Below are 15000 nucleotides of genomic sequence, written 5' to 3'. Positions count from 1 at the left end.
CCACTTGCCCTCTCACATTCCCAGGTGATCACTCATGACCATTCATGCCCCTGACCAACTCGCCGTCGCGGACACCCTGTCGGCGTTGCTCGGCGACTCCACCACCGAACCCCGGCCCGACACGCAGCTGGAGGCGCTCACCCTCGCCGTCGCGGCCGACCTGCCCGTCCTCCTGTGGGGCGAGCCCGGCATCGGCAAGACCGCCGCCCTGAACCGGCTGGCCGAGGCGCTCGACCTGCCGCTGACCACGGTGATCGCCAGCGTCCACGAGCCGTCCGACTTCTCCGGTCTGCCCGTCGTGGGCGACGACCCCGCCGTCCAGGGCGTCCCGATGGCCCCGCCGGACTGGGCGGTACGACTGGTGCAGGCCGGCCGGGGCCTGCTGTTCCTCGACGAGCTGTCCACCGCGCCCCCCGCCGTACAGGCCGCCCTGCTCCGGCTGGTCCTGGAGCGTCGCGTGGGTGCACTCCGGCTCCCGCCCGGCGTACGGATCGTGGCCGCCGCCAACCCGCGGTCCTCGGCCGCCGACGGCTGGGAGTTGAGCCCGCCGCTGGCCAACCGGTTCGTGCACCTCCAGTGGGCCCACGACCACGAGGTCGTCGTCCGCGGTCTCGGCGGCACCTGGCCCCGGGCCACCCTGCCCCGGCTCGACCCGGACCGGCTGCCCGCCGCCGTGGACTTCGCGCGCCGCGCGGTGTGCGGCCTGCTCGCCACCCGCCCCACGCTCGTCCACCGGCTGCCGAACGGCGAGATGCGCCGGGGCGGCGCCTGGCCGTCGCCCCGGAGCTGGGACATGACCCTGCGCCTGGTCGCCTTCGCGCACGCCGCCGGCTCCTCCCGGGACGTGCTCTCCCTCCTGGTCAGGGGAACGGTCGGGGACGGCCCGGGGCTCGAACTGCTGGCGAGCGTCGACCGGATGGAGCTCCCGGACCCCGAGACGCTGCTCGCGGACCCGGCCGCGGCCGACCTGCCCGAGCGCGGTGACCTGCGCCAGGCCGTGCTCGACGGCGTTGTCGCCGCGGTCCGCGAACGGCCGGACCGGGCCCGCTGGGACGCGGCCTGGGCCCTGCTGGTGCGGGCCCTGGACACCGGAGCCCCCGACCTCGTCGTCGTCCCCGCCACCACCCTGGCCTCGCTGCGCCGGGACGACTGGGACGTCCCGGCGGCGATCGAACGGCTCGCGGGCGTGGTGTCCGTGTCCCGCCGGGCCGACCGGGCCGCCGACCGCGTCGCGGCGAAGGCGGGCCGATGAACACCGAACCGGGCGCCGTACCGGGTGCGGAATCGAGCGCCGTACCGGGCGCCGTACCGGGTGCGGAATCGAGCGCCGAACCGGGCGCCGTACCGGGTGCGGAATCGAGCGCCGTACCGGGCGCCGTACCGGGTGCCGAGTCGACCGCCGTACCGGACACGGCACCGGGCGCCGTCCCGGCCGGGGCACTGGACCTGGACAAGCTCTACGCCGCCCGGCTCCAGGCCGCCCGGGCCCGGCCCTACCTCGCCACGGCGCTGTTCGCCCTGCACGTAGTGGCGGACCGGCAGGTGCCGACCATGGCCGTCGACAAGCACTGGCGGTGCTACGTCTCGCCCGCTTTCGTCGACCGGATGCCGGAGGAGGACCTGGCCGGCGTGTGGGTGCACGAGGTGTCCCACCTGCTGCGCGACCACCACGCGCGCAGCGACCGGGTCGCGCGGGAACGCGGGCTGACCGGGGCCGGCGAGCGGCTGCGGATGAACATCGCGGCGGACCTGGAGATCAACGACGACGCGTACGGCGACGGGCTGGTGCAGCCCCGGGGCGCTGTCCGGCCGTACATGCTGAGGCTGCCCGAAGGCCAGTTGATGGAGGACTACCTGCGCCAGTTCCGGCTCGGGCCGCTGACGCAGGACCTCACCTGGCTGGACTGCGGCAGCGGGGCCGACGGCCGGGACCGGGAGTGGGACCTGGGGCCGGACGGCGCGGACGGCCTCAGCGAGCAGGAGCGGGACGGGGTCCGGTTCCGGGTGGCGCAGGCCATCACCGGCCGCCCGGGCAGCACCCCGGACGGCTGGCGGCGCTGGGCCGAGGACGCCTTCCATCCGCCGCAGCCCTGGCGGGAGTTGCTGGGTGCGGCGGTCCGCTCGGCGGCCTCGGCCGCGGGTGCCGGCGACGACTACAGCTACGGCCGCCCGTCGCGCCGCTCGGCCGGCCTGCCCGGTGTCGTCCTCCCGAGCCTGCGCCGCCGCCCGCCCCGGGTCTCGGTCGTCATCGACACCTCCGGCTCGGTCAGCGACGCCGAACTGGGCAGCGCCCTCCTGGAGGTGGCCGCGATCGCCCGCGCCGTCGGCGGCCGCCGGGACCTGGTCTCCGTGCTGTCCTGCGACGCGGCCGCCCGGACCGTGCAGCCGCTGTGCCGCGCGGAGGGCATCGCACTCGTCGGCGGTGGCGGCACGGACCTGCGCGCGGGCTTCGCCAGGGCGCTGCGGGCACGGCCGGCCCCCGACGTCGTGGTGGCGCTCACCGACGGTCAGACGCCCTGGCCCACGACACAGCCCGCCTGCCGGACGGTGGTGGGCCTCTTCCCCCGGCAGTACGGCGGCACGTCGTGGCAGGAGGACGAGCCCGACTACGTACCGGACGCGCCGCCCGCCTGGGCCCGGGTCGTCGAGATCGGCTAGCGTGGCCCGCCGACTTCGAGCAGCCCGCGCCGTACCGCCTCCGACACGGCCGCCGCCCGGTTCTCGACCCCCAGCTTCCGGTAGATGCGTACCAGATGCGTCTTGACGGTCGCCTCGCCGAGGAAGAGCGACCGCGCGATGGCGCGGTTGCCAAGGCCCCGCGCCAGCAGGGTCACCACCTCCACCTCACGGTCTGTCAGCGCGGGCTCCGGGCTGACCACTTGACCGACGAGGTTGCCGACCACCTCGGGCGCGAGGGCCACCGTGCCCTGAGCCGCGCCGCGCACCGCCCGGAACAGTTCCTCGGGCGGACCGGCCTTGAGGACGTAGCCGCGGGCCCCGGCGGCCAGCGCGCGCAGCACGTCGGCGCGGCCCGAGTAGCTGGTGAGCATCAGCACCGGTACCCCCGGTGCCGCGGTGCCCAGCCGACGGGCCGCCTCGATGCCGTCCAGCCCGCCCGCGGGAGCCGCCGCGAACCGCAGGTCCATCAGAACGACGTCCGGCCGCAGCTCCACGGCCAGCCTGATCCCCTCCTCCGCGCTGCCGGCCTCCGCGACCACCACCAGGTCCGGTTCGCCCTCCAGCAGGGCGCGCAACCCGGCCCGTACCACGGCGTGGTCGTCGGCGATGAGCAGACGCAACCCACTCACCGGACGCCGGTCGGGGACGCGGGGGTGAGGGAACGGAGGGGGACGACGGCGTGGATCCGGGTGCCACCGCCCGGTGCGCTGGTGACGTACAGTCCGCCGCCGTGCTCGCGCAGCCGCGCCCGGGCCGCCGGAAGTCCCAGCCCACGGGTCGGCCGGTCCGTCGCCCGGGGCGTGCCGACGACGAACCCCGAGCCGTCGTCGGCGACTTCGAGTTCGACCCGGTCGGCCAGCTGCCGCAGGACCACCCGCACGTGCACCGCGTGCGCATGCTCGCGCACGTTCGCCAGCGCGCTCTGTGCGACCCGGAGCAGCGCGGTGGCCGTGTGCTCGTCGACCGGCCCGCGACCGGTGTGCCGGAACCGCACCCGGGCCGCCGTACCCTCGGCCTCGGCCCGCTCGCACAGCCGCCGCAGCGATTCCGCCAGCCCGCTCTCCGCGACCGCGCTCGGCGTGAGCCCGTGGATGATGCGTCGTGTCTCCGTGAGATGGGCGGCCAGTCCGTCGGTCACCGCCTGGACCCGGGTACGGGCGGCCTCCGGCCGGCTCTCCCAGTCCCGTTCCGCCGCCTGGAGCAGCATCAGAGCGCCCGCCAGCTCCTGGGCCAGTGTGTCGTGCAGGTCCCCGGCGATCCGGGTGCGCTCCGCCAGCACCCCGGCCTGCCGCTGCTGCCGGGCCAGCACCGCCCGCGTACCGCGCAACTCCTCGATCAGCCGCCTGCGTTCGGCCGAGTCGCGCTGCTGGATCCGGTAGAGGGCCACCGTGCCCCACACGGCCGCCACCGGGATCAGCCCCATCTCCGGCTCGAACCGGTGGGTCGTCCCGATGAGCCGCGCGCCCAGTACGACGGTGATGACGGCCACCCCGGCAACCGCCGAGCGCTGCCCGAGGGCTCGCAGCGCGGCCAGCGCCAGTGGCACACCGCACCAGGCGTACGCCATGGTCAGGGGCTGCGGGGTGAGCAGCACCAGCACTGCCCACAGGCCGAGCAGCGCCACCACCCAGGCGTGCCGCCCGGCCCGGCCCAGCCGGTGCCACACCGCGAGGCCCGCCGAGTACACCAGTGCCAGCAGCGCGCTGACGAGGACCACGTCCACGCACAGCGCGCTGCGCAGCTCCGCCAGCCGGACGACGGCGGTGCCGAGGATCACGAAGAACATCAGGTGAGGGGCGTGTTCGAGCCGGAGCCGGAAACCGCGCGGCCTGGAGCGGAGGCTGTCGGGCACGGCGGATCTCCCACGGATCTCCTCGGACTGGGTGATCGAGTCTATCCGTGGCCTGTATGACCGGTGTGAAGAGCCGCCGGAGTCAGGCGCCCGGACGCAGCCCCAGGAACCCGGGCGTGGCGGCTCCCGTCACCTCGCCGAAGTACAGGGCGAAGGTCTGCTTCCAGCGCTCGACCGCGGCCCGGTCGGCCATGAAGCGGGGGAAGCCGTCGACGTGGGCGTTGGAGTACTCCCAGATCGGCTTGAGACCCGCCGGCGGCGTGACGTCGGTGCGCACCGACCAGCCGTTGAAGGACGCCTGCTGCTGGGCCGGGGAGAGCTGCCAGTTGAGGTACAGCTTGGCGGCGGCCGGACGGGCGGCCCGCCTGAGGATCGCGGCGCGCTGGCCCCAGGCCATGAACGGCGCCTTCTCGGGCAGCACCCAACGGACCGGACCGGTCCCGAGCGGGGCCCCGGCGCCGCCGACCCCGATCGGCTTCAGTCCCGAACCGACCGCGTCGCCGGGGGAGTTGCTGCCGCGGGCGAACCGTACGTCCTGGGCGGCGAGCCGCGCCACCCACTCCCAGCCGTACGTCTGCGCGTACAGCGCGTACAGGTAGAGGACGGCGTCGTCGTCATGCGGGTACGACGACGCGATCTGGCCCTTCCACCTGGCGTCGAGCAGGTCCAGCGGGGTGCGCGGCGCGTCCGGACCGACCGCGTCCGCGCGGTACATGAAGCCGAAGGCGATGGCCGCGACCGCGACCCAGGCGCCCTGCGGATCCTTGAACCCGCCGTGGACCTTGCCGAAACCGGCCGGCCTGTAGGGCAACAGCTCGCCCTGCTCCTTCCAGCGGACGAAGTCCTGCAGGGTCTGGAGCTGTACCACGTCCGGGACGAGGGTGCCGGTGGCGAGCTGGTTGTCGATGCGGACGTCGTGGTACTTGCTGTAGTCGACGACGATCGTGAGGTCGATCTCCGGGAAGCGCTTAAGGAAGGCGGCCTTGGTGGCGTCCTGCTGGGTCGGGGTGTCGCCGCCGGCGTAGACGACGAGCTTGCCGCCCTCGGCGAGCGCGGCCCGGTACAACTCGTCGAGCGTCCGCGTCTCTTCGACCCCTGCGCCCCGGCCGGCGGCCGTCGCCGCGGTGGCGTCGGTGGTGAACCCGCCGAGGGCGAGGGCGGCGCCTGCTCCGGCTCCGGTGGTGAGGACACGTCGTCTGCTGAGGCTGGACACGGTGCGGAGACCTCTCTGCCTGGGGTGAGTGACCCTGCCGACTCTCGTCGCCTCGGCCGGACCTCCGCGTCGGCCGGACGGATCGGGCCGTGCGCGGGCGGTGGAACCCGGATTCAACCGATCGGTCGAATGCCCGGCCGGTCAGCCGGTTCGTGCCGCGGACAGGTAGGTGTACGCGGAGGCCCGGGAGATGCCGAGGCGTCCGGCGACCTGCTGGACCGCGCCGCGCACCGCGAAGACGCCCTGCCGGTCGAGGTCCCGGAACAGTTCCAGCCGTTCCTCGCGGCTGAGCTGGGGCCACGGCTTGGGCCGGCGCAGCTGGCGGGCGTCGACGATCGAGTCCAGTACGGCGGCGATGTCGTCGCCGAACGTGGTGGTCGGCGGTGCCTCGGGGACGGCGGTGACGTCGGCGAGGCCGCCGATCAGCGCGTGCACCTGGTGCACGGCCGTGACGTCGAGGTTCACGCAGAGCGCCCCGAACGCCGTACCGGCCGAGTCGCGCAGCACCATCGTCGACGACTTGACCAGCTTCCCGTCCCCGGTGCGGGTCAGGTAGTTCAGCTCGTCGCGCGCGTCGTCGCCGGCCGCCAGCAGCTTCATGCCGATCTCGCTCATCGACCCGCCGACACCCCGGCCGGTGACCGACCCGGCGAGGGCCACGACGGAGCGTTCCGGGCGGCGGAAGTCGTGGACGACGACCTCGCAGAAGGAGCCGAAGGTCGCCACGATCCCGTCGACGACCGGGGACAGCGCCGCGATGATCGCGTCCTGCTCGGCCCGCGTCGCGTCCGCGCCGCTCGCTGCCGCCGCTCCGTCTGTCATCGCTGCCCCCAACCGGGATCGGGTCTGGACTTCCAGTCCAGATGATAGACAATAATTCCAGACCGTCGACACTCACCCGGTGCCCGCCGGCGCCCGGAACGGAGGACGAAGATGCCCGACACCCCGCCCGTGACCCTCCAGGACGTGCACGACGCGGCCGCACGGATCAAGGGGGTGGCCCACCGCACCCCCGTACTGCGCTCGCGCACCCTGGACGAGCTGGTCGGCGCCGAGGTCTTCCTGAAGTGCGAGAACCTCCAGCGCATCGGCGCGTTCAAGTTCCGGGGCGCCTACAACGCCGCGTCCCGGCTCTCCGCCGGACAGCTGGCCAAGGGCATCGCCGCCTACTCCTCCGGCAACCACGCCCAGGCCGTCGCCCTCGCCGCCCGTGAACTCGGCACCACCGCCGTCATCGTGATGCCCGAGGACACCCCGCGCGCCAAGCTGGAGGCGACCGCCGGATACGGCGCGGAGATCGTGACGTACGACCGCTACACCGGTGACCGGGTCGCGATCGGCGAGGCCCTCGCCGCCGAACGAGGGCTCGCACTCATCCCGCCGTACGAGCACCCGCACGTCATCGCCGGGCAGGGCACGGCCGCTCTCGAACTCATCGAGGAGGTCGGCGAACTGGATGCTCTGGTGGTGCCCGTCGGGGGCGGCGGGCTGATCGCGGGCAGCGCCACCGCGGCCAAGGGCCTGCTGCCCGGGATCCGGGTCGTCGGCGTCGAGCCGGAGGCCGGTGACGACACCAGGCGGTCCCTGGCGGCGGGGCACCGGGTACCGATCCCGGTGCCGAGGACCATCGCCGACGGCCAGGCGGCCGACATCCCCGGCGAGCTGACCTTCTCCGTCAACCAGCGTCTGGTGGACGACATCTCACTGGTCACCGACGACCAGATCAAGGACGCGATGCGGTTCGCCTTCGAGCGGCTGAAGTCCGTGCTGGAGCCGAGCGGTGCCAGCGGCCTGGCCGCGCTGCTCGCCCACCAGGTGGCGCCGCTGCCGCGCCGCATCGGGGTCGTCCTGTCCGGGGGCAACGTCGGCGCGGAGCGGTTCGCCGAGATCGTCGTCGGCTGAACCGGGTAAGGGCGGCGGCACCCCGACGGGATGCCTCCGCCCGGAGCGGGTCTCAGGAGGCGGCGCGTTCCTGCTCGGCGAGCCGGCGATCGAGTACTACCTCCGCGAGGGCCTGCTCCCGACGGGCCGTCGGACCGCCGCCACCCAGGCCGGGTACGTCGAGCAGCACCTGCGGCGGCTCCCGCCGATCCGCGCCCTGACCGCAGGCCCGGGCCGCGGCCGGTGCGGTTTCCCGGAGCCTGCATGGCCGACCGGCAACTCAGCAGTCGCGGAACTCCGGCGACTGGTTGAGGATCTGTGCGCGCGTCGAGGTGAAGCGGGTGTGCGTCTCGCCGCCCCGCGCCTCCGGCGGGAACACCGCGACCCGGTGGCAGTTCTGGAAGGCGAGGGCGACCCCGAAGTGCCGTTCCAGGCTGCCCCGGATCGCGTCGGAGGACAGCGCCCGCAGCAGCTGCCCGCGCTCCTTCTCCGAGGGGGGCGGGGTCTGGTTGTCGGCGAACTCGGCGGTGCCGCCGCGCAGTTCAGTGGTGAGCCGGGCGACGAGGTCGTACGCGTACGGCAGCGAGCTGCGGACGGTTTCCACGAATTCCTCCTCCCGCACCGCGCCGTTCTCGGCTTCGGCGAGCAGCTGCGGGGAGACGTCGAGCGACATGTGACGGTGTCCTGTTCTTCTCAAAGTGGTTGTCGGAAAGGGGTGTTCGAAGGCCGGCCCGGCCCGGAGGCCGATCGGGGGGCGCTCAGGCGAAGGCGGGCAGCGCCGCCGGTCCGTGCCGGAAGTCCGGATCGACCTGGGCGGCCAGGTCCTGGCCCGTCGCCGCGTCGGCCCAGGCGGCGGCGTTGCGCAGATGGAACTCGACGGCGTGCCGTTGGAAGGCCTCCCAGTCCTTGCCCCGCGCGTCCACCGCGGCCCGCAGCCGTTCCAGGGTCCGGGAGTTGTGCTCCTCCAGCGCACCGCTGCCGCGCCCCTGTTCCTGGGCGCGGACGTACGGCGACAGCTCGCAGTGGGCCAGCAGATCGTCGCCCACCCGCTCGCGCAGGAAGGCGATGTCGTCCGCACCGGTCACCTTGTTGCCGACCACGGCGACCGGGATGCCGAACTCGGCGGCGTGGTCCCGGTACTGGCGGTACACGGACAGGCTCTTGCGGGTCGGCTCGACCACCAGGAAGGTCATGTCGAAACGGGTGAACAGACCGGAGGCGAAGGCGTCGGCGCCCGCCGTCATGTCGACGACCACGTACTCGCCGGGGCCGTCCACCAGATGGTTGAGGTACAGCTCCACCGCGCCCAGCTTGGAGTGGTAGCAGGCCACCCCGAGGTCGCTCCCGGCGAACGCCCCGGTGACCATCAGCGGCACCCCGCCGACCTCCTGGACGTGCCGGGAGTGCACCTCGTCGTCGCCCAGCAGCCGCAGCAGCCGTGAACCGTGACCCGGCGGCGTCGTCTTGACCATGGCCTCCCGGGACGTGATCCGGGGGTTGGTGCCGCGCAGGTAGTCCTTGATCTCACCGGTCCGCGCGCTCAGCGGCGGCGCCGCGAAGAGTTCGTCCTCGTCGAGGCCGAGGGCGTGGGCCAGGTGCTGGTTGATGTCACCGTCGATCGCGACGACCGGTGCGCCGGACCGTGCCAGGTGACGGGTGAAGAGGGCGGACAGCGTCGTCTTGCCGCTGCCGCCCTTGCCGACGAAAGCCACGCGCATCGCTAGCCGGCCCTCCTGTTGAAAATGGATTTCATGAGCACAGACTGGAGCCGGTCGCCGGCGGTGTCAAATCGGGGTGGTCCAACCGGGTTGCGCATCCGTGCGGTTGACGGAGCCGCAGGTCCGGCGGGTGCGGAGTGGAGCCCTGCCGGGCGCCCCGGGCCCGTTCGGGTCCGATCCGGTCTGATCGTTCGTCCTTGACCCCTGTCGCCGGGCCGACCTAGCCTCCAGCCAACACACCTGGACAGATGGGCCGACGATGGCGGACGCACGGGAACCCGGCAGGCAGCTCCAGGTCGAGACGCACGGGCTCGACGTGATCGGCGACGCCGACCGCAAGGGCACCCCGCGCACCCTGTTCTGGCCCTGGTTCGGCGCGAACGTCTCCGTCCTCGGGATGGGCTACGGTGCCTTCGCGCTCGGCTTCGGCATCTCCTTCTGGCAGGCGCTGGCCGCGGGGGTCCTCGGCATCCTCGCCTCCTTCCTGCTCTGCGGCTTCGTCGCGGTCGCCGGGAAGCGGGGCTCGGCACCCACCATGGTGCTCAGCCGGGCCGCGTACGGCGTCCGGGGCAACCGGCTGCCGTCGGTCGTCTCCTGGGTGCTCACCGTCGGCTGGGAGACCGTCCTGATCGCGCTCGCCACCATGGCCACCGCGACCGTCTTCGCCCGTCTCGGCTGGGGCGGCGGCACCGGGACCGAGGTGGTCGCGCTGATCGTGGTGTGCGCGCTGACCGTGCTCGGCGGGGTGATGGGCTTCGACCTGATCATGCGGCTGCAGACCGTGATCACGGTGGTGACCGGCGTCCTCACCGTCGTCTACGTCGTCCTCGTCGCCGACCACATCCACTGGGCGACGGTGAACGCGATCCCGTCCGGTTCCGCCCAGGAGTTCGTCGGCGCACTGGTGTTCATGATGACCGGCTTCGGCCTCGGCTGGGTCAACGCGGCCGCCGACTACTCCCGTTACCTCCCGCGCGCCTCCTCCGGCCGGGGCGTGATCGGCTGGACCACCTTCGGCGGCTCCGCCGCCCCGCTCCTCCTGCTGGTCTTCGGCCTGCTCCTCGCGGGCTCCTCCACGACCCTGGACAAGGCGGTCGCCGCCGACCCCATCGGCGCGCTCACCACGATCCTCCCCACCTGGTTCCTGGTCCCCTTCGCCGTCGTCGCCGTCCTCGGTCTGGTCGGCGGCGCCGTCCTGGACATCTACTCCTCGGGACTGGCCCTCCTCTCCGCGGGGCTGCCCGTGCCCCGCTACCTCGCCGCCCTGGTCGACGGCGTCCTGATGATCGCCGGCTCGGTCTACATCGTCTTCTTCGCCGACGACTTCCTCGGCCAGTTCATGGGCTTCCTCACCACCCTCGGCGTGCCCATCGCCGCCTGGTGCGGGATCGTCCTCGCCGACCTGGTGCTGCGCCGCCGCGACTACGACGAGACCGACCTCTACCGCCCCGCCGGCCGCTACGGCGACGTCCCCCTTTTGCCCCTGCTCCTCACGCTCGCCGCCACGGCCCTCGGCTGGGGCCTGGTCACCAACACCGCCGCGAGCTGGCTGACCTGGCAGGGCTACCTGCTGGCCCCGCTCGGCCTCGGCGGCAGGTCAGGAGCCTGGGCGTACGCCAACCTGGGCGTCCTGGCCGCCCTGGCGCTCGGCTTCCTCGGCACCCTTGCCCTGGGGCGCGGCCGGGTCCGGGCCCAGGAGAACCTGCCCGCGAGCACCCCGGCGACGACCGCATGAGCACTCCTCCCGGCCTCCTGGCCGTCATCGACATGCAGCACGTCTTCGCCGACCCCGCCGGCCCCTGGGGCGCCCCGCGCTACGCCGAGGCGGCGGCGGGCGTACGACGCCTGCTCCCGGCGTTCGGCAACCGCACGGTCTTCACCCGCTTCGTCGCCCCCGCCCACCCCACCGGAGCCTGGCAGGCGTACTACGACCGGTGGCCGTTCGCCCTCCAGCCCCCGGACGCCGAACTGTGGCGCCTGACGGACGAGTTCGAGCGGCAGGCCGAAGTCGTCCTGGACGCACCGACGTTCGGCAAGTGGACCCCCGAACTCGCCGAACGCACCGCCCCGCACGGACGCCTGGTCCTGGCCGGCGTCAGCACCGACTGCTGCGTCCTGTCCACCGCCCTGCCGGCCGCCGACGCGGGCACCGAGGTCCTGGTCGTCGCGGACGCCTGCGCGGGCGCGGACGACGACTCCCACGCCAAGGCGCTGCACCTGCTGGACCTGTACCGCCCGCTGATCCGGGTGACGACCACTGCCGAACTGCTGGCCTAGTCCCGGCGGGACACCTCCACGTTCTCCAGGATGCCGAGGGCGTCCGGGACCAGGACGGCGGCCGAGTAGTAGGCGGTGACCAGGTAGGAGGCGACCGCCTGTTCGTTGATGCCCATGAAACGGACGGTCAGGCCCGGCTCCGTCTCGTCCGGCAGGCCCGTCTGGAGGAGGCCGATCACGCCCTGGTTCTGCTCGCCGGCGCGCAGCGCGATGACGGACGAGGTGCGGGCCCCGGTCACCGGGATCTTGCCGCAGGGGAGCAGCGGGACGCCCCGCCAGGCAGGGAGGTGGTGGCCGTCGACCTCGACGCCGCCGAAGTACAGGCCGCGCCTGTTGCACTCCCGGCCGAACGCGGCGATCGTCCGGGGGTGGGCGAACAGGTGGGTGGTGTCCCGCCGCATGGCGAGGAGTTCGTCGAGGTCGTCCGGGGTGGGCGGGCCCGAACGGGTGGAGATCCGCTGGCCGTGGTCGGCGTTGTGCAGCAGGCCGAAGTCCCGGTTGTTGACCAGCTCGTGCTCCTGGCGCTCCCGCAACACCTGCACGGTGAGCCTCAGCTGCTGTTCGGTCTGGTCCATCGGCCGGCTGTAGAGGTCGGCCACCCGGGTGTGGACGCGCAACACGGTCTGGGCGACGCTCAGTTCGTACTCGCGTGGCGCCGGCTCGTAGTCCACGAACGTGTGCGGGATGTCCGGCTCGCCGGCATGCCCCGCACTGAGCGCGACCTCCGCCTCGCCGAAGGTGTTCGTCTCCCGGTGCCCGTCCAGCCCGGCCAGTTCCACGTATGCCCGCAGGTCGGCGTGGCGGGCCGCGACCTCCTGGTACGCCGTGTGCGGCAGCGCCAGCACGGTGGTGGCCGTCGCCGCGCGGGCCGTGAACTCCCAGGCGCCGTCGAGTCCGGCGAGCACCCGGCCGCCGAAGGTGTCACCGTCCGCGAGGAGACCGACGACCGCCTCGCCGCCGTAGGGTCCCTCCCCGACCTGCTCCACCTTGCCGTGTGCGACCAGGTACACGTGGTCGGCCGGGCGGCCCGCCGCCGCGATCACCTGCCCCGGCGCGTACTCCCGCTGCTCGAACCGCGCCGCCAGCGCCTGCAGCGCCGTGCCGTCCTCGAAGCCGCGCAGCAACGGCAGTTCGCCCAGCTCGGCGGGGATCACCGCGACCTGCGCACCGGTCTGCACGAAGCTCACCCGGCCGTCGCCGACCCGGTACGACAGTCTGCGGTTGACGCGGTAGGTGCCGCCGGCCACGTCCACCCACGGCAGCGCCCGCGTCAGCCACCGTGAGCTGATCTCCTGCATCTGCGGTGCGGACTTGGTCGTCGTGGTGAGGTTCCGAGCCGCGGCGGTACCGAGGCTCTGCTGCTCCCGCTCCTCGGCGTCCGCCGCGGGCGTCGTACCGGTCTCGACCGACATCGCTGTCCCTCTCTCGTGTCGCAAGGATGACGGGCCGGATGCGGACCGTCACCGTCCGCGGCTACCCCTACCCCCGCACCCGCGCCGCGAGTGGTGCCGGGGGGACGGAGCGCGAGGCACGTGCCACCGGGAACTGCCCCCGCACCACCCCTCACTCCGCCCCGACCACCCCCGGCCGCCGGTTTCCGGGTCGCGAGCCGTCGCCGTTGCGGATTCGGGCGCGCTCTTCCCAGGGGTGGCGAAAGCCCTGGTGGTCCCCGGTGCATGCCCCGGCCCCGACCGGGTACGCGTGCCGTGGCCGCCCGGTGCCCGCCGGACCCGCGGCCTGTACCACCACCGCTACCTGGGGATCTGCCATGGAGACACCCGCACACGACGACTTCCCGACGCCGGCCCAGCGGGCGCTCGACACGCTGGCCGTGAACGCCGAGGACACCACCGCCCTGGACACGCTCGCACACAGCGACGTCCTGGTCCCGGTCCCGGACGACGCCGCCGAGGCGGCCGACCCCGCGATGATCGCCCTGCCCGTCCTGGAACGCCCCGACGGCGACCCCGTCGTCCCCGTGTTCACCTCGGAAGGGGAGCTGACCGGCCTGCTGCCGACGGTCTCGCGCTACCGCGTGGTGCCGCTCGGCGCGCTCGCCTCGCAGTGGCCCGAGGACAACCTCTCGCTCGCCATAGACGGCAGCTCCGCGCACGCCCTGACGCTCACCTCGGAGGGCGTACGCACCCTGCTGGCCCGGCCGGCGGGCTGAACTGGGCGCTCCGGTCACCGGGAGGCCGCCGTGCGGGCCAGAATGGCGCCATGGAATGGATCTCCGGGGTGGCCGGGGGACTGGTACTGATCCTGGTCCTGCGCAGCATCCTGCGCACGCTCGTGGTCCCCCGGGGCCTGTACTCCGTGCTGGTGTACCGGCTGTGGTGGGGCCTGCGCCGCGTGCTCTGCTTCACCGCGCACCGCGGCGGCTACCGGTCCATCGACCGCGCGCAGACCTGGCTCGCCCCGCTCATGCTGGTCGGCATGCTCGCCGCCTGGCTCGGCGGGGCGTTCCTCGGCTTCGGGATGCTGCTGTACGGGTTCTCCCCGCTCTCCTGGAGCACCGCGTTCCGGGAGGCGGGCTCCAGCCTGTTCACCCTCGGGTTCGCCAGCGGCGCCCGGCTGCGGCTGTCCGCGCTCGACTTCGTCGCCGCCGCCACCGGCCCCGTCGTCATCGCGCTGCAGATCGCCTACCTGCCTACGCTGTACGCCGCCTACAACCGCCGCGAACTGGAGGTCACCCTCCTGCAGTCCCGGGCCGGCGAGCCCGCCTGGGGACCGGAGATCCTCGCCCGGCAGTGGCTGGTCGACACCGAGACCGCGCTGCCCGAGCTGTACCGCTCCTGGGAGCGGCTGGCCGCGGACATGGGGGAGAGCCACGCCACCTACCCGGTTCTGCTGGCGTTCCGCTCGCCGCGCCCCTACCGCAGCTGGCTGGTCGGCCTGATCGCCGTCATGGACGCGGCGGCCATGCAGCTCGCGCTCGCCCCGCGCTCCGCCCCGCCGGAGGCCCGGCTGGTGCTGCGCGCCGGGTTCACCGCACTGCGTGACATCGCAGCCTCCGTGCGGGTCACCTTCGACACCGACCCGGCCCCGGACGCTCCCATCGAGCTGACCTACGGGGAGTTCGAGGAGGCCGTGACCATGCTGGAGAAGACCGGTTTCCGGGCCGAACGCGGCACCGCCGAGGCCTGGCCGCACTTCCACGGCTGGCGGGTCAACTACGAGGCGGTCGCCTACGAGCTGTGCCGGCGCTGCGACGCCGTACCCGCGCTGTGGACCGGTGACCGCGACTTCCCCTCGGAACCGATCCCGCCGCTCCGCCCGGTGGACCGGCAGCCGTCCGAAGGACGGCCGGAAGTTCCCCCCGTCGACGGGTAGCGCGGCGCATCCTGAGGGAAGATCCCAGCAGGGGCCGGGAGACCGAG

Annotated in this window: 14 protein-coding genes; 7 read left to right on the top strand and 7 right to left on the bottom strand. The window is 73.5% G+C overall.

Annotation, left to right across the window (positions count from 1 at the left end):
- Positions 1-34 precede the first annotated feature (34 nt).
- On the top strand, positions 35-1252 hold the full coding sequence (locus ACZ4UV_RS23160) for an AAA family ATPase (protein WP_390039489.1): 1218 nt from the start codon (positions 35-37) through the stop codon (positions 1250-1252).
- Positions 1249-2658 (top strand): vWA domain-containing protein, encoded by a 1410-nt coding sequence (locus ACZ4UV_RS23155; protein WP_467840285.1) that lies wholly within the window; start codon positions 1249-1251, stop codon positions 2656-2658. Before ACZ4UV_RS23160 ends, ACZ4UV_RS23155 begins: the two co-directional genes overlap by 4 nt.
- On the opposite strand, the gene ACZ4UV_RS23150 is transcribed toward ACZ4UV_RS23155, so the two are convergent.
- The 4 genes from ACZ4UV_RS23150 to ACZ4UV_RS23135 form a co-directional block, all read right to left on the bottom strand.
- On the bottom strand, positions 2655-3308 hold the full coding sequence (locus ACZ4UV_RS23150; protein ID WP_467840282.1) for a response regulator: 654 nt from the start codon (positions 3306-3308) through the stop codon (positions 2655-2657). The two genes, ACZ4UV_RS23155 and ACZ4UV_RS23150, sit on opposite strands and share 4 nt — an antisense overlap.
- Positions 3305-4531 (bottom strand): sensor histidine kinase, encoded by a 1227-nt coding sequence (locus ACZ4UV_RS23145; protein ID WP_451017117.1) that lies wholly within the window; start codon positions 4529-4531, stop codon positions 3305-3307. The genes ACZ4UV_RS23150 and ACZ4UV_RS23145 overlap by 4 nt, the downstream gene beginning before the upstream one ends.
- Before the next feature lie 82 nt (positions 4532-4613).
- Positions 4614-5744, bottom strand: coding sequence for an ABC transporter substrate-binding protein (locus tag ACZ4UV_RS23140; RefSeq protein ID WP_467840278.1), 1131 nt, complete (start codon positions 5742-5744; stop codon positions 4614-4616).
- Positions 5745-5885: 141 nt separating this feature from the next.
- Positions 5886-6566, bottom strand: coding sequence for a helix-turn-helix transcriptional regulator (locus ACZ4UV_RS23135; protein WP_451017115.1), 681 nt, complete (start codon positions 6564-6566; stop codon positions 5886-5888).
- Positions 6567-6677: 111 nt separating this feature from the next.
- Between ACZ4UV_RS23135 and ACZ4UV_RS23130 the strand changes: the two genes are divergently transcribed.
- Complete coding sequence (locus ACZ4UV_RS23130; protein WP_451017114.1) at positions 6678-7646, top strand: pyridoxal-phosphate dependent enzyme; 969 nt, start codon at positions 6678-6680, stop codon at positions 7644-7646.
- Between the two features lie 259 nt (positions 7647-7905).
- Here the strand turns inward: ACZ4UV_RS23130 and ACZ4UV_RS23125 are convergent, their stop codons facing one another.
- Together ACZ4UV_RS23125 and ACZ4UV_RS23120 are read right to left on the bottom strand one after the other, a co-directional pair.
- A complete protein-coding gene (locus ACZ4UV_RS23125; protein ID WP_390039481.1) occupies positions 7906-8298 on the bottom strand; it encodes an SCO5389 family protein in 393 nt (130 codons plus the stop codon).
- 85 nt (positions 8299-8383) lie between these two features.
- Complete coding sequence (locus ACZ4UV_RS23120; RefSeq protein ID WP_390039479.1) at positions 8384-9343, bottom strand: ATP-binding protein; 960 nt, start codon at positions 9341-9343, stop codon at positions 8384-8386.
- A 259-nt stretch (positions 9344-9602) separates the two neighbouring features.
- On the opposite strand from ACZ4UV_RS23120, the gene ACZ4UV_RS23115 reads away from it, so the two are divergent.
- Both ACZ4UV_RS23115 and ACZ4UV_RS23110 read left to right on the top strand, forming a co-directional pair.
- Complete coding sequence (locus ACZ4UV_RS23115) at positions 9603-11078, top strand: purine-cytosine permease family protein (protein WP_467840273.1); 1476 nt, start codon at positions 9603-9605, stop codon at positions 11076-11078.
- Positions 11075-11620, top strand: a complete 546-nt coding sequence (locus ACZ4UV_RS23110; RefSeq protein WP_451017112.1) for a cysteine hydrolase family protein — start codon at positions 11075-11077, stop codon at positions 11618-11620. The genes ACZ4UV_RS23115 and ACZ4UV_RS23110 overlap by 4 nt, the downstream gene beginning before the upstream one ends.
- Here the strand turns inward: ACZ4UV_RS23110 and ACZ4UV_RS23105 are convergent.
- Positions 11617-13032 (bottom strand): family 2B encapsulin nanocompartment shell protein, encoded by a 1416-nt coding sequence (locus ACZ4UV_RS23105; RefSeq protein WP_467840269.1) that lies wholly within the window; start codon positions 13030-13032, stop codon positions 11617-11619. The two genes, ACZ4UV_RS23110 and ACZ4UV_RS23105, sit on opposite strands and share 4 nt — an antisense overlap.
- 356 nt (positions 13033-13388) lie before the next feature.
- On the opposite strand from ACZ4UV_RS23105, the gene ACZ4UV_RS23100 reads away from it, so the two are divergent.
- Together ACZ4UV_RS23100 and ACZ4UV_RS23095 are read left to right on the top strand one after the other, a co-directional pair.
- Positions 13389-13790 (top strand): SseB family protein, encoded by a 402-nt coding sequence (locus ACZ4UV_RS23100; RefSeq protein WP_351492943.1) that lies wholly within the window; start codon positions 13389-13391, stop codon positions 13788-13790.
- A gap of 50 nt (positions 13791-13840) precedes the next feature.
- Positions 13841-14953, top strand: coding sequence for a hypothetical protein (locus ACZ4UV_RS23095; RefSeq protein WP_467840265.1), 1113 nt, complete (start codon positions 13841-13843; stop codon positions 14951-14953).
- Positions 14954-15000: the final 47 nt, after the last annotated feature.

The organism is Streptomyces sp. NPDC028289 (genome assembly GCF_055565975.1).
The sequence above is the reverse complement of the archived record's forward strand: the minus strand, read 5'-3'. Positions and strand labels throughout refer to the sequence as shown.

Coding starts and splice junctions, on each gene's coding strand:
- ACZ4UV_RS23160 (WP_390039489.1), top strand. CDS start 35: ATGACCATTCATGCCCCTGACCAACTCGCCGTCGCGGACACCCTGTCG.
- ACZ4UV_RS23155 (WP_467840285.1), top strand. CDS start 1,249: ATGAACACCGAACCGGGCGCCGTACCGGGTGCGGAATCGAGCGCCGTA.
- ACZ4UV_RS23135 (WP_451017115.1), bottom strand. CDS start 6,566: ATGACAGACGGAGCGGCGGCAGCGAGCGGCGCGGACGCGACGCGGGCC.
- ACZ4UV_RS23130 (WP_451017114.1), top strand. CDS start 6,678: ATGCCCGACACCCCGCCCGTGACCCTCCAGGACGTGCACGACGCGGCC.
- ACZ4UV_RS23125 (WP_390039481.1), bottom strand. CDS start 8,298: ATGTCGCTCGACGTCTCCCCGCAGCTGCTCGCCGAAGCCGAGAACGGC.
- ACZ4UV_RS23120 (WP_390039479.1), bottom strand. CDS start 9,343: ATGCGCGTGGCTTTCGTCGGCAAGGGCGGCAGCGGCAAGACGACGCTG.
- ACZ4UV_RS23115 (WP_467840273.1), top strand. CDS start 9,603: ATGGCGGACGCACGGGAACCCGGCAGGCAGCTCCAGGTCGAGACGCAC.
- ACZ4UV_RS23110 (WP_451017112.1), top strand. CDS start 11,075: ATGAGCACTCCTCCCGGCCTCCTGGCCGTCATCGACATGCAGCACGTC.
- ACZ4UV_RS23105 (WP_467840269.1), bottom strand. CDS start 13,032: ATGTCGGTCGAGACCGGTACGACGCCCGCGGCGGACGCCGAGGAGCGG.
- ACZ4UV_RS23100 (WP_351492943.1), top strand. CDS start 13,389: ATGGAGACACCCGCACACGACGACTTCCCGACGCCGGCCCAGCGGGCG.
- ACZ4UV_RS23095 (WP_467840265.1), top strand. CDS start 13,841: ATGGAATGGATCTCCGGGGTGGCCGGGGGACTGGTACTGATCCTGGTC.